Below are 13572 nucleotides of genomic sequence, written 5' to 3'. Positions count from 1 at the left end.
GATGGCCGGCGTCGCCGTCAGCGGCCGACAGCGCAGCGGGATCGCTCCGTACCTGATGATCCTGCCCGCGATGGTGTACCTCGCGGTGTTCTTCGTCATCCCGTTCTTCTCGCTGGCGCGGATGTCGCTGTCGACCACCAGCGGCTCGATTTTTCTTCCCACGCTGACGTTTTCGTGGGACTTCGCCAACTACGTCGAAGCTTTCAGCAAGTATCAGGACCAGATCCTGCGGTCGTTCGGTTACGCGATCACCGCGACCTTGGTGTGCGTGCTGCTGGCCTATCCGCTGGCATACGTGATCGCGTTCAAGGCGGGCAGGTTCAAGAACCTGATCCTCGGGTTGGTGCTGTTGCCGTTCTTCGTGACGTTCCTCATCCGCACCATCGCCTGGAAGACGATTTTGGCCGACGACGGTTGGGTGGTCGGCGCACTGGGGGCAGTGGGCCTGCTTCCCAGCGAGGGCCGGCTGCTGTCGACGAGCTGGGCGGTGATCGGCGGGCTGACCTACAACTGGATCATCTTCATGATCCTGCCGCTGTATGTCAGCCTGGACAAGATCGACCCGCGGCTGATCGAGGCGTCCAGGGACCTGTACTCGTCGAACGTGCGCAGCTCAACCAAAGTGGTTCTGCCGCTGTCGATGCCGGGCCTGCTGGCCGGCAGCCTGCTGGTCTTCATCCCCGCCTCGGGCGACTTCATCAACGCCGACTATCTCGGCAGCACGCAGACCACGATGATCGGCAACGTGATCCAGCAGCAGTTCCTGGTGGTCAAGGACTATCCGGCGGCCGCCGCGCTGAGCATGGTGCTGATGGCGATCATCCTGGCCGGTGTGCTGCTCTACACCAGGGCGCTGGGCACCGAGGAGCTGGTATGACGATTTCGGCGGTGGCCTCGGCCACCAGCCTGGCGCCGGCGAAAACGGTGAAACCCAACCGCAAGTGGGGCGATGTCCTGTTGCGGATCGTCGCCGCGCTGGTGTTGCTGTATCTGTTTCTGCCGATCTTCGTCATCGTGTTGTTCTCGTTCAACGACCCGAAGGGCAAGTTCAACTACACCTGGCAGGGTTTCACGCTGGACAACTGGGCCGACCCGTTCAAGTATCCGGCACTGACCGAGGCGCTGATGCTGAGCATCAACGTGGCCGCGGTGTCCACCGCCGTCGCGCTCGTCCTCGGTTCCCTGGTGGCGATCGCGCTTGTGCGGCAACGGTGGCGCGGGCAGCGGGCCGTCGACACCTTCCTGGTGTTGCCGCTCACCGCCCCGGAAGTGGTGATGGGAGCCGCGCTGCTGGTGCTCTTCCTCGACCTCGGCTGGGCCACCGGATATCTGACGATCGTGTTGGCGCACATCGCTTTTGAGGTGAGCTTCATCGCCATGACCGTACGGGCGCGGGTGCGCGGGTTCGACTGGACGCTGGAGGACGCGTCGATGGACCTGGGCGCCAGCCCGACCCGGACGTTCTTCAAGGTGACGCTGCCGCTGGTGATTCCCGGAATCGTCGCCGCGGCGATGTTGTCGTTCGCGTTGTCGCTCGACGATTTCATCATCACCTACTTCGTCAGCGGATCCACCGTGACCTATCCCCTGTACGTGAACGCGGCCGTCAAAGCCGCGGTGCCGCCGCAGATCAACGTGCTCGCGACGGCCATCCTGGTGGTCAGCCTGGTGCTGCTGGCCGCGGGAACGCCTTACCGGCGCAGGCGAATCGACGGCTAGCAGATCACGACCCGACCTCGGCGGGAACCGGCGCGGGTCGGCCGCCTCTGCGGGCCGCGCCGATGCCGGCGGCCACCACGAAGCAGATGCCGACCACCCCCAACGCATGCGGCACCTGACCCAGCACCGCCAGGCCGACGAGCATCGCGAACCCCGGCTCGAGCGCCATCAGCGTGCCGAACGCCGCGGTGGTCAGGCGCCGCAACGCCAGCATCTCCAAGGCGAACGGCAACAGCGGCAGCAGGATCGCAAGGCCGATGCCGATCAGCATGATGTCGAGCGTCATCCTCGGAATCACCACCGGCCCAACGGCTGCGGTGGTCACCAGGGCCGCCACCGGCATCGACACCGCCAACCCGTTGATGCCCGCGACCTGGTCGCCGACGCGCTGGGTCAGCAGGATGTACCCGGCCCAACAGACCGCGGCGCCGAGCGCGTACAGCACGCCGACGCCATCGGCGGCGCCGTCCCACGGCCGGGTCAGCAGCACCACGCCCAGCGCCGCCAGCCCGGGCCACAGCACCCGGTCGCGGCCCCTGCCGTACGCCACGGCGACGCCGAGCGGCCCGAGAAATTCGATCGCGCTGGCCGTGCCCATCGGGATGCGGTCGAGCGCCGCCATGAACAGCAGCGTGATGCCCGCCGTGACGACCCCGAGCAGCGCACAGATGCCGAAGGTGGCCCACGTGAACGCCGCGACGCGGGGCCGGACGAGGACGAGGATCAGCACGCCGGCCCACGCCAGCCGCAGCCATGCCGCTCCGTCCACCCCGATGCGGTCGATCAACGTGATCGCGATGGCCAGACCCAGCTGGACGGACAGCATCGACGTCAGCGCCATCAGCGCGCCGGTGCGTACCTGCATGGCAGCCACCAATGCATTGAACGTGACGGGCGGCGCCAGCGTCTATGCGATGTTGGTGCGCGCCCGCTGAGGCCGACCGTCTGCTGTCACAGGATGGCGCGCGGTGAGGCGCGGCACCAGCATCGGCACGCTTCGGCGATAGGCCTGATAGTCCTCGCCGAGCGTGACGGCCAGGTCGCGCTCCTCGAGCCGGATGCCCACCAGGATGTAGCCGGTGGTGACGGCGGCGAACAGCAGCCGGCCGCCCGACATCGTCGGCGCGGCCCAGAACGCGATGAGGAAGCCCAACAACAGCGGATGGCGCACCAACCGGTACAGCAGCCGAACCTGAAACGCGACGTCGGTGTAGGGCTGTCCCCGCCACGCCAGATAGACCTGCCGAAGACCGAACAGATCGAAATGGTTGATCAGAAACGTCGCGGCGAACACCATCGCCCACCCGATGAAGAACAACGTCCAGATCGCCAACCGGCCTGCGCTCGACGTGACGTCCCACACCACCACGGGCACGGTGCGCCACTGCCAATACAGCAGCAGCAGCGCCGCGCTGGCCAGCAGCACATAGGTGCTGCGCTCGATGGCCGACGGGATCACCCGGGTCCACCACCGTTTGAACGCCGGACGGGCCATCACGCTGTGCTGGATGGCGAACACCGCGAGCAGCGCCACGTTGATCGCCACCGCCTGGCCCAGCGGCGCCGCGATGCCGTGTGACACGCTGCGCGGAACGATTATGTCGCCGACGAACCCGATGGCGTACAGGAAGGCGACCACGAACACGGCGTAGCTGACTACGCCGTAACTGATAGTGAGAATTCGACTCATGCCGTTACTACGTTTCATACGGTGATGCTGGTTCAACGCGGTGCGTCAGCACATGAGGCAAGTGCCTCAATTACCGGGATAATCACCGGGATCGACCGCGTCGACCAAGCCCTGCTGCAGGGCATACATGCTGGCGCCGATACGGTTTGACACGCCGATCTTGGCGTAGGTGCGCTCGACGTGATTGCGCGCAGTCTTCTCGCTGATCACCAGCGCTTCGGCGATCTCCTTGTTGGAGGCGCCGCGGGCGACAAGGCACAGCACTTCGATCTCGCGCGGGGTGAGACCGCCGGGGCGACGCGCGGGGCGTTGCGCGCGTTGGCCCGCGGCGTGCAGGACCGCCTCCACCGCGGTCGGGTCGAGTTCGCCGGCCCGTATCCGCTCCTCGAGCCTGCGCGAGGCCGCCGAGGTGGAAAGTTGTTGCCGGTAAGGGCGTGGCTCACAGGCGGACTGGTAACTCACCGCGGCGGCCAGGATGCGGTCGGGACGGCTGAGCGCGGCGCCTGGGAGGGCACGCGGGTAGCCGGTGCCGTTGACACATTCGTGGTGGTTGCCCGCGAGTCGCGCGACCCGTTCCAGGCCTCGCACCTGGCTGAGGATGCGCACCGTGAGATACGGGTGCAGCCGAACGCGCTCGAACTCGGCCGCGGACAACGGGCCCGGTTTGGACCACACCTGGTTCGACACCCCGATGCGCCCCAGATCGTGGACGTGGCCGGCCCGTCGCGTCGTCGCCACGGCGTCGGCGTCCAGCCCGCACACCGCCGCCGCATCCCCGGCGAGCTCACCCACTCTTCGTGAATGTCCCAGGGTGAACGGGCATTTCAGATCGACGAAGTCGCCCAATGCCATGAGGGTCTTGTCCAGCGCAGGCTCGTCCAAGCGCTGGTCGCGCTCGGGCGCTTCGCGTAGCGCCGCGGCCCACGCGTCCCCGGCAGGTGGGCCGGCCAGGACGTCCTCGGCGTGCGCGACGAACGTATCGACGAGATGCGGGTCGAACTGTCCGCCGCGTCTTCGGCGTGCCATCGCGATTGCGCCCTCCACTCCTCTCATCCGGTGGTGCACCTCGGCCATCTCGGCGAGCTGGGCGACGCGCATCGGCACCGGTATCGCGTCGCCGTGTGCACCCGTCGGCAGACCGCCGCCGTCGTACCGTTCAAAGGCGAAAGCCAAGGCCGACTGCACATCTGGGCCAAGCCCGATCCGGTCGGCGAGCAGGGCCGCCGAGGTGCAGTGCGAATGGATCAGTCGGGACAGGTGGCCCCGGGCGTTGGTGAACAAGGTCGCCATCACGCTGAGGCGGTGCGTCAACGGTTGACCGCGGCCCACGTTGCTCATCAGGAACCACAGATACGGCAACCCCGACCAGTCCAGCAGGTAGGAGTCTCGGCGCACGGCGATGTCGTCGCCGAACCATCCGGCGTACTCGTGTGAGTCCGCGTGACATCCGATCCACAGGATCAGGGTCGTGTAGTAGACACAGTCGCGTTGTGCGGGGCTCAGATCCAGCCGGTCGGCCAACCGAGTGGCGATCAGCGCCGACCGCAACATGTGCTCGGCGGGCTGTCCAAGGCCGAGATCGATCGCCACCGACAGGGCGGCCAGAAGCTCCGCGCGGCGCGGTGATTCGACCGTCTGCGGTTCCGACCGGTGCGGTGCCATGGACTGATTCTGCACGCCGTGACCGGCTTTCATCACCGGATCGAAATCGTGCTTTCCGCGGCTCGGTGTCGTGCCGGGTCGAACGATTCGAAATGCCCGGAGCCGACGACGAAGATCCCGCGCTGCGGCGGACGGAAGTCGGCGAGCCGGGCCTGTCGGTCGAGCGGGCCCGTCGGCCCCAGGTCCTCACCTCGCCATGACGCGCACGACCGGGCCACCGCCCACAACTGCGTCGGCGCGATCATGAACCGCTGACCGTTGGGGGCAAGACCCGACAGCCGGACCTGCCCGCTGCGCAGCACCGGTCCGGCAGCCCGCCCGATCGCCGCGAGCGCCGACGGATTCGTCCACGTCCAGGACGGCAGTCTCCGGCCGATGCCGCTCATCAGCCGCGTGGCAGGCGTCGTCTTCAGCTCGATCGTCCAGTCGAGGAGCCCGGCGATCTGCACCAGCAGCGACCACGGCGTGAGCCATGCGACGTCGATATCGCACTGGATCGCGTCCTGCGTCGTCGCGGCCCTGAAGTATCGCGAGCAGCTCTGCTGGCCCGGCGTCGTGGCGTAGAACGACCACTGTCCTGACGGATCGCGATGCCACACCGATCGGTACGCGGGAGAAAACGAGGTGGCCGGAAAATCCCGCAGGGCCAGGTAGTGGCCGCTACGGAACGGCAGCCCCATCACGCCGTAGCCGACGAACCGTTCGTCGTCGCCCGGGGGCAGGGTGGCGTTGCGCGTGACGGCCGCGGCGGCCTCTGAGGGAGTGGGTGTCTTGGTCATACCCGGCATGGTCGCCCGCTGGATGGGCGCGGCACATGGGGCGTCTGCCTCAACCCGGGGTGACGGTGACCGTGACGCGGCCTTTCGCGTCACGGCGGGCCACGGCGTGCCCGGCGCGGTCCTGCCCGTCGAACCCGACCAGGGTGATCGGGCCGCCGTCGTCGAGAAAGTTGCGCCACCAGGTCTTCGCGTCGGGGGCCATGACGTTGATGACGATGTCGTCACCGGCACGCCGGTAGTTCACCGGGGTCTCGAACGTCTTGCCCGATCGGCGGCCGACATAGCGGATCTTCACGAACCCTCTGCGCATGATCGAACCCAGCACCGGCGCGTTGAGCAGGCCGACGACGAACCCATTGAAGCCACGGACGGCCGGCGAACCGAAGATGCCACGTCCCATGAGGCAAGGCTAGGCGCTGAGGTGGCCTTCGTCAGGCGACCCCGCGGCGGTGGGTGTCCGTCGACCACAGATGAGCGCAGCCCGGGCACTGCATGTGCACCACGGTGGCGTCGTTGCCCAGCAGGTATTGCCAGTGCTGCGAGCAGTTGCGCCGATTCTCGCAGTCGGTGCATCCCACCCCGTGGCGGCAGTTCGGGCAGTCGAGCCACACCCGGCGGGCCCGGTCGGCGGTGGGATCAATCGGTAGCACGGTTGACCGTCCGATCGGGCAGCACACCGGCGGCGACCAGCTCGTCGTAGATCTGCTGCTGGTCGGCATCCAGATCGGAGTACAGCTTGTCGTATGCGCGCTGCTCCTCGGCGAGCACCGCGATGGGGTCCCAGTCGTCGCCGATGGCCTCCAGCACGGCGGCACGCCGCCTGGCCTCGTCGAGGGTCAGGTCATAGACGAAGTCGAGACCTGCCATCCGGCACCTCCAAACCATTCGTGATCCAAAACGAACGGTTAGGGTTACCTAACTATCGGTGGTCGGGCAATGACGCGCATCACATATGGGCGTCCGATTGCGTCACACCCGCGCGGCCAGCCAGTCCCGCTGCCGGCGGACGAAGTCCGCATCGACGACGGCGCCGTGACCAGGCACGTAGGCCGCGTCGGCGCCGCCCACCTCGAGCAGCCGGTCCAGTGTGGTGGGCCACGCCGCCAGATCGGAGTCGTCATCCACGCAGGGGTCACCGGATTCCTCGACGAGGTCTCCGCAGAACACCACGGCGCTCTCGGAGGCCGGCACGACCGCGATCAGGTCGTGGTCGGTGTGACCTCGTCCCGGGTGGCCCACGGTGACGGCGATGTCACCGAGGTCGATGACGGCGGCGTTGGTGCGGTGTTGCGGTACCGGCAGGGCCTCGATCGCGCGGTCCACCTCCGCGACGTCGGCGCCGTGCCTGACGGCGTCGTCGCGAAGGTGATCACGACGATCGGCCATGGTCACCGCCACCTGCGGCGCGCAGTAGATCTCCGCGTCAGGGAATGCCGACGAACCGAGGATGTGGTCAAAATGATCGTGGGTCAGCAGGATATGGCTGACCCCGCCGCGCCCCATTGTTTCGATGTCGGCGGCGATGGCGTTGGCTTCGGTCATGGTGGTGCCGGTGTCGATCAACAACGTCCCGGCGCTGCAGGTAACCAACCCGATGGTGACGTCGAGAAACGGGAGTCGACAGCGGCATACAGCGTCGGCCAGACGCTCCCACTCGTAGTTCACCGCAGCGTCAGCGGTTGCGCCGATCGGTATTGGTCGAGCACCTGCGGGGTGGGGTCGGCGGTGTAGGGCGTTGTCACGCCATATGACCATACCGGTGGTGAATCCTGTTGTGTCAGAGTCCACGCCGCTTGCCTGGCCGCGCCGAGCGCAACGTACTCGGCCGGTTCCGGGACATCGACGGGCCTGCCCCACACCGCGGGTGCGATGCGGCGAACGGCCCCAGAGCACATGGCGCCGCCGACCAGGATGAGACGCGCGACGTCGACGCCCTGCGCGGAGATCTTCTCGATGCAGTACGCCATGGAGGCGAGGAGACCCTCGACCGCAGCGCGGGCGACGTTGGCCGGCACCAGATTTCGCGTGGTCACGCCGTGTAGCTCGCCGGCGGCGTCCGGGAGGTTCGGTGAGCGTTCCCCCTCGAAGTAGGGCACCAGCGTCAGCCCCTCCGCGCCCTAGGGCGCCGACAACCCCATCCGGTCGAACTCCGTGAAGTCCACGTTGAGCATGCGGGCCACCGCGGCCAACACGGGCGCGCCGTTCAGCGTGCACACCAGCGGCAGTTGCCGTCCTGTTGCGTCGGCGAACCCGGCGACCAGACCCTCGGCGTCGTGCGGGGCGGTGTCGCTGACCGCGCTGACCACGCCCGAGGTGCCCAGCGATACGACGCCGTCGCCCAGCGCAGCCCCGAGCCCCAGCGCCGCGGCGGCGTTGATCGTCGTCTGCAGGGCGGACCACCACAGCCGGGGGCCCACCTCGGTGTCGGCCGGATGCGGCGAGCACGCCGATCTGATGATCTCGCCGGTGTCGGCCCGGCACACCACCACCTTGCACGACTGGGTGGACGAATCGATACCCGCAACGAGATCCACCCATACGAACCTACCCCGAGGGTCGGCGGTGAATGCCTGATCGGGCTGCGGCGCGTCTGGGGTGCTGCGAGAATCGGCGAGGTGGACATCGAGCACCCGAGTGCCAGGCCATGGGAAGCCAACCGCAACGAGACGGAAGCCGAACGGCTGGACCGTAATTGGTCAAGTCTGTTGCAGGAGCTCAGGGTCGCCCAGACCGGTGTCCAACTGCTGACGGGCTTTCTGCTGATCCTGCCGTTCTCCGCAGAGTTCGACCGACTCGACGTCGCGATGCGCGGCGTGTACCTGGCCACGGTCTTCTGTTCGATCGGCGCGACCGTCCTGCTCGTCGCGCCGGTGATCTTGCACCGGATACTGTTTCGCCGCCACCGGCTCAAGACGCTGGTGACCACCTCACACCTATACGCCATGGCGGGGACGCTGCTGTTGGGCATCACGCTGGCGGGGGTGGCGACCATCATCTTCGACGCCGTGATGGACCGGACCTTCGCCTGGATCGCCGGTGGCGTCACGCTGCTGACGTTGGGTGTCTTCTGGTACGCGATACCCCTGCTGCGACGCCGGGGTTCACAGGGCGACCCGTACTGAGCGTCGGTCCGGGCGTTTGTCCGGCCGCCGCCCGGGGAACACACGCTTCATGTTGATCCGACGAATCGCGCGCCCGATGCTTGCAGCGGTGTTCATCACCAGGGGTGTCGACGCCCTCCGTAGCCCTAAGCCCGCGGCCGACGCAACCCGCCCGACCCTCGAGGGGCTGAGCAAGCTGCCCGACCCCGTCGGTACGAACGTTCCCTCCGACGCCGAGACCGTCGCCCGAATCAACGCCGCCGTGCAGATCGGCGGCGGGCTGCTTCTGGCGACAGGCAAACTGCCGCGGTTGGCGTCGGGCGTCCTCGCCCTCAGCGTGATACCAAGCAGCCTCGGCGCGCATGCCTTCTGGGACGAGACAGACCCCCAGCGCAAGGCCGACGAGCGGCGCGCCTTCGTCACCGAGATCAGCCTCATCGGCGGGCTGATCATCGCCTCGGTCGACACCGAGGGCAAACCGTCGCTGGGATGGCGCGGACGCCGCGCCGCCCACAAGGTCACCGAGGCCGTCGGCGCCGCGCTGCCTGCCGGTGCCGCCACCGGCGGTGCGCTCGCCGACGGCCCGTTGGCCGAGAAGGTCGGGCACGGGCTTCAGGTCGGCGCCGAACGGGGCCGCGAGTTCGCCCACGTCGCGCTCGAGCGCGGCACCGAGCTGGCCGAGGTCGCCCGCGAACGCGGGCCCGAATGGGCGGAGGCGGCGCGCAAGCGCGGTGCCGAACTGGCCGAGGTGGCGCGTGAACGCGGCTCAGAGCTGGCCGAGATCGCCCGCGAGCGGGCCCCCGAGCTGGCCGAGACCGCGCGCAAGCGGGCTCCCGAGCTGGCCGAGACCGCGCGTACTCGGGTCAAACAACGCCGCGGGCGCAAGCGCTGACGTCACACCAGCATCCAGAGGGCCGCGGCCACCACGAACGCGCTGAGCCCGAGCGTCGTCTCCATCACCGTCCAGGTCTTCAATGTCGTCTTTACGTCCATCCCGAAGAACCGGCTGACCAACCAGAATCCGGAGTCGTTGACGTGTGAGAGCACGGTCGAGCCCGCCGCGATGGCGATCACCATCAGTGTGAGTTGGAAGCTGGTCAGGTCGGCCTGGGCGGCCGCCGCGCTGAGCAGGCCGGCCGTCGTGGTCAATGCGACGGTGGCGGACCCCTGCGCGACGCGCAACACCGTGGCGACGAGGAATGCCTGCACGATCAGCGACATCCCGAGGTCGGACAGTGAGTCGGAGAGCGCGTCGCCGATGCCGCTGAGCCGCAGGACGCCGCCGAACATGCCGCCCGCGCCGGTGATCAGGATGATCGAGCAGATCGGGCCGAGCGCGTCGTCCAGGATCGTGGTGATGTCGGCCATCGAGTGTTGGCGCCGACCCAGCACCACGATGGCCACGAGCACGGTGATCAGCAGCGCGACCGTGGTGTTGCCGAGCATCATCAGATAGCGCGCCCAGGTGGCGTCCTCGGCGATCACGCCGGCGGTGATGAGCGTGTCGAGCACCGTGTTGAAGGAGATCAGCACCATCGGCAGCAGCAACAGCGCGAGAACGGTCGGGAACGCCGGTGCCGTCCTGGTCCTGGTCTGTCCGCCGCCACCGCCGGAGCCGGCATCGCGCTCCGTGTCCCCGTCGTGCCCGCCGTTGAGCTTCCCGAACAGCGCCTCGGGAATGTCGACGTGCACGCGGCGCCCGAGGATCCGCGAAACGAGCATCACACCCACGTACCACGACACGACCGCCATGGGCGCGCCGACGAGCAGGGTGAGGCCGATGTCGGCTTCGAGCGCCTCGGCCGCCGCCACCGGTCCGGGGTGCGGAGGCACCAGGGCGTGCATCGCGGCGAACGCCCCGGCGGCCGGCAGGCCGTAGAGAAGCAGCGAACCGCCGAACCGCCGCGCGACGGTCATGATGATGGGCAGGAAGACCACCAGACCGGCGTCGAAGAAGATCGGGAACCCGAAGAGCAACGCGGCAACGCCGAGCGCCAGCGGTGCCCGCTTCTCGCCGAACCGGCCGATCAGGGTGTCGGCGAGCACCTGTGCGCCGCCGGTGATTTCGAGGAGCCGGCCGAGCATGATGCCGAAGCCGACGAGCAGCGCGACGGCGCCGATCGTGTTCGAGAAGCCGAAGGCGAGGGCGTCGGGGATGTCGCCCACCGGGATGCCTGCCGCCACCGCCGTCAGGACGCTCACCAACACCAGCGCCACGAACGCGTGCAGCTTCACCTTCATGATCAGGAACAGCAGAAGGGCTACCGCCGCTGCGGCGATCAGCAGCAGCGTGAGGGCGCCGTACGCCGGTTGAATCGCTTCCACAAGACCTCCGTACTGAACTCGTCGATGCTTTATTCGTCTGTGTGCGTTGTTGATTCGGCGATATAGGTTTCGACGATGGAGTCGATGCTCTGGTCGACATCGATGGTGATGCCGTCCTCGTCGGAATTCAGCGGTTCGAGGGTTGCGAACTGCGATTCGAGCAGCGACGCGGGCATGAAGTGGCCGGGGCGGCTGGCCTGGCGTCTGCCGATCACCTCGGGTGTGCCGCTGAGATGGACGAATTCGACGCTGGGACAATGACGCCGCAATTGGTCACGGTAGATGCGCTTGAGCGCAGAGCAACTCATCACCCCGCCGCGCTCGCCCCGCTCGGCAAGCCACTCCCCGATCGCATCCAGCCACGGGCGGCGGTCGTCGTCGTCGAGCGGTTCACCGGAGGTCATCTTGGCGATGTTGGCCGGTGGGTGGAAATCGTCGGCGTCGGCGAACGGCACCCGGAGTCGCTGCGCCAGCGCCGCCCCAACGGTCGACTTTCCCGACCCCGATACGCCCATCACGACGATTGGCGACGTCGCTGAATGCGCTGAATGCACTGAATGCACCTACCCGGTTGTGGTTGCCGCCACACAGCATGGCTCAATAGTCATATGATTGCAATGGTGTTGCAGAAAGATATGTCTTTAATTTCGTTGATGCGGCTATGACAAGATGTATCCGTGTCGTCGGGACCAAACGTTGGCGCCCTGCACGCCAGTCTGCTCGCTGCGCTGGGCACCGCGATCGTGTCGGGTGAGTATCCGGCCGGCCACGTCCTCACGCTCGACGGGGTCAGCGCACAGCACGGCGTGTCGCGCAGCGTCGCCCGCGAGGTGGTGCGCGTGCTCGAATCGATGGGCATGGTCGAATCCCGGCGCCGGGTAGGCATCACTGTCCAGCCGGCCCAGAACTGGAATGTCTTCGATCCCATGCTCATTCGCTGGCGCATCGATGTCGGCGACCGCGCCGCCCAACTGGTGTCACTTTCCGAGCTGCGCCGCGGCGTCGAACCCGCGGCGGCGGCTCTCGCGGCGCGGCGCGCCAACCCCGACCAGTGCCGGACCATGGCCGCGGCGGTCTCGGACATGGTGGTGCACGGTCGGTCCGGTGACCTCGAGGCATACCTGCTGGCGGACAAGCTCTTTCACCGCACCCTGCTGGAGGCCAGCGGCAACGAGATGTTCCGCGCGCTGAACGGCGTCGTCGCCGAGGTGCTCACCGGGCGCACCCACCACGGCATGATGCCCAGCACTCCCAACCCGGCGGCCATCGAACTGCACGACGAGGTGGCCCGCGCCATCAGGACGCGCGACGAAGCCGCCGCGGAGAAGGCGATGCGCGCCATCATCGACGAGGCCGCGGTTGATATCGGCCGCGAGCTCGATGGTTAACTGCCACCGTGGACAGGGAACCGAAACTGGCGCGGCGTTTCTTCGATCGAATCGAACCCGTGCACGCCGTCACGTACTTTGCCCCCGAAGCCCGTGCGGCCCTCGACGGGCTTGGCTTCAAAGGGTTCTGGATGGGTTACTTCGCGGCCCGATCGGCCCCGTTCGGCGTCGTGCCGCCGCAGGTGGTGACCGCCGCGTTCTACAACTTCGCGCCGCACCGGGTGGCCAAGGCCCTTCCGGCCGCCTGGGACATCGCCACTCCGGCCGACGCGTTGCGCGCCCGCACTGAGGCGGCGGTGGCGGCGCTGCGCCGGTACGGCGTCGACGGCGACGACGAAAGCGTACGGGCGGCAGCTGACCTCACCGCCAAGGCGGCCCGCAGCGCACCGCTGGACGGGCGGCCGTTGTTCGCCGCCAACGCGGCGTTGGACTGGCCGGACGAGCCGTTGGCCAAGCTGTGGCACGCGACGACGCTGCTGCGCGAACAACGCGGCGACGGCCATGTCGGCGTGCTGGTGTCGTGCGGGATCTCGGGGCGTGAGGCCAACGTGCTGCACGCCGCGGCGGGCCGGGTGCCCAAGGAGATGATCATGCGCAGCCGCGACTACGACGATGAGCAGTGGCGGCTGTACAGCGACCGGTTGGCACAGCGCGGTCTGCTCGACGGTGACCAACTGACCGTGGCCGGTCGCGAACTCAAGGCGCACATCGAGGACAGCACCGATCGGCTCGCGCTGTCCGCGCTGGAGGCGTTGACCGACGACGAGGTGCAGACCCTGTTTCGGGCGCTCACACCGATCACCCGGGTGGTGGTGGCGGCCGGTGATCTACCCGCCGCGACGCCGATGGGCCTGAACCGCGATGACCTAGACAACGACTCCGCGCACTGACCCTTTCCGGCGAGCGTG

At 67.8% G+C, this 13572-nt stretch carries 16 protein-coding genes and 1 pseudogene; 6 read left to right on the top strand and 11 right to left on the bottom strand.

All coding sequences use genetic code 11. From position 1 onward, the window contains the following. Nucleotide 1: 1 nt before the first annotated feature. Nucleotides 2-877, top strand: a complete 876-nt coding sequence (locus G6N28_RS22515) for an ABC transporter permease (RefSeq protein WP_163904171.1) — start codon at nt 2-4, stop codon at nt 875-877. After that, nucleotides 874-1719 (top strand): ABC transporter permease, encoded by an 846-nt coding sequence (locus G6N28_RS22510; protein ID WP_163904169.1) that lies wholly within the window; start codon nt 874-876, stop codon nt 1717-1719. The genes G6N28_RS22515 and G6N28_RS22510 overlap by 4 nt, the downstream gene beginning before the upstream one ends. A gap of 4 nt (nt 1720-1723) precedes the next feature. Here the strand turns inward: G6N28_RS22510 and G6N28_RS22505 are convergent, their stop codons facing one another. From G6N28_RS22505 to G6N28_RS22465, 9 genes and pseudogenes are all read right to left on the bottom strand, one after another. Next, nucleotides 1724-2584: an EamA family transporter gene (locus G6N28_RS22505; protein ID WP_235674658.1), complete on the bottom strand. Its 861-nt coding sequence runs from the start codon at nt 2582-2584 to the stop codon at nt 1724-1726. A 42-nt stretch (nt 2585-2626) separates the two neighbouring features. Further along, nucleotides 2627-3409 carry a methanethiol S-methyltransferase gene (gene mddA / locus G6N28_RS22500; protein WP_163904168.1) on the bottom strand — a complete coding sequence of 261 codons (783 nt, stop codon included), beginning with the start codon at nt 3407-3409 and terminating at the stop codon, nt 2627-2629. Between the two features lie 66 nt (nt 3410-3475). Further along, on the bottom strand, nt 3476-5071 hold the full coding sequence (locus G6N28_RS22495) for an HD domain-containing phosphohydrolase (RefSeq protein ID WP_163904165.1): 1596 nt from the start codon (nt 5069-5071) through the stop codon (nt 3476-3478). Nucleotides 5072-5103: 32 nt separating this feature from the next. After that, the gene (locus tag G6N28_RS22490) at nt 5104-5850 is read right to left on the bottom strand and encodes a hypothetical protein (RefSeq protein WP_163904163.1); all 747 of its coding nucleotides are present in this window, start codon (nt 5848-5850) and stop codon (nt 5104-5106) included. 49 nt (nt 5851-5899) lie between these two features. Continuing rightward, nucleotides 5900-6250, bottom strand: coding sequence for a hypothetical protein (locus G6N28_RS22485; protein ID WP_163904161.1), 351 nt, complete (start codon nt 6248-6250; stop codon nt 5900-5902). Nucleotides 6251-6281: 31 nt separating this feature from the next. Beyond that, nucleotides 6282-6500 (bottom strand): hypothetical protein, encoded by a 219-nt coding sequence (locus G6N28_RS22480; protein ID WP_163904159.1) that lies wholly within the window; start codon nt 6498-6500, stop codon nt 6282-6284. Then, entirely contained in the window at nt 6487-6717 is a 231-nt protein-coding gene (locus G6N28_RS22475; protein WP_163904157.1) for a DUF6400 family protein, read from the bottom strand. Before G6N28_RS22475 ends, G6N28_RS22480 begins: the two co-directional genes overlap by 14 nt. A gap of 102 nt (nt 6718-6819) precedes the next feature. After that, nucleotides 6820-7515: an MBL fold metallo-hydrolase gene (locus tag G6N28_RS22470; RefSeq protein ID WP_163904154.1), complete on the bottom strand. Its 696-nt coding sequence runs from the start codon at nt 7513-7515 to the stop codon at nt 6820-6822. Then, nucleotides 7512-8225 (bottom strand): annotated as a pseudogene (locus tag G6N28_RS22465) (FGGY-family carbohydrate kinase); the annotation flags it as partial. The gene G6N28_RS22470 and the pseudogene G6N28_RS22465, both read right to left, overlap by 4 nt. A 240-nt stretch (nt 8226-8465) precedes the next feature. Here G6N28_RS22465 and G6N28_RS22460 point away from each other — a divergent pair. Together G6N28_RS22460 and G6N28_RS22455 are read left to right on the top strand one after the other, a co-directional pair. After that, entirely contained in the window at nt 8466-8972 is a 507-nt protein-coding gene (locus tag G6N28_RS22460) for a DUF6328 family protein (protein WP_163904152.1), read from the top strand. Nucleotides 8973-9021: 49 nt separating this feature from the next. After that, nucleotides 9022-9843: a DoxX family protein gene (locus G6N28_RS22455; protein ID WP_163904150.1), complete on the top strand. Its 822-nt coding sequence runs from the start codon at nt 9022-9024 to the stop codon at nt 9841-9843. A gap of 2 nt (nt 9844-9845) precedes the next feature. Here the strand turns inward: G6N28_RS22455 and G6N28_RS22450 are convergent, their stop codons facing one another. Then, complete coding sequence (locus G6N28_RS22450) at nt 9846-11276, bottom strand: GntP family permease (RefSeq protein WP_163904148.1); 1431 nt, start codon at nt 11274-11276, stop codon at nt 9846-9848. A gap of 29 nt (nt 11277-11305) precedes the next feature. Then, nucleotides 11306-11791, bottom strand: a complete 486-nt coding sequence (locus G6N28_RS22445; RefSeq protein ID WP_163906548.1) for a gluconokinase — start codon at nt 11789-11791, stop codon at nt 11306-11308. A gap of 162 nt (nt 11792-11953) precedes the next feature. Here G6N28_RS22445 and G6N28_RS22440 point away from each other — a divergent pair, with 162 nt between their 5' ends. Continuing rightward, nucleotides 11954-12664: a FadR/GntR family transcriptional regulator gene (locus G6N28_RS22440; protein WP_163904146.1), complete on the top strand. Its 711-nt coding sequence runs from the start codon at nt 11954-11956 to the stop codon at nt 12662-12664. A gap of 8 nt (nt 12665-12672) precedes the next feature. Continuing rightward, entirely contained in the window at nt 12673-13554 is an 882-nt protein-coding gene (locus G6N28_RS22435) for an SCO6745 family protein (protein WP_163904144.1), read from the top strand. Nucleotides 13555-13572 lie beyond the last annotated feature (18 nt).

It is taken from the genome of Mycolicibacterium pulveris (genome assembly GCF_010725725.1).
In the GTDB taxonomy this organism is placed as follows: domain Bacteria; phylum Actinomycetota; class Actinomycetes; order Mycobacteriales; family Mycobacteriaceae; genus Mycobacterium; species Mycobacterium pulveris.
Note: the sequence above shows the minus strand (reverse complement) of the source record. Positions and strands in the feature narration are given on the sequence as shown.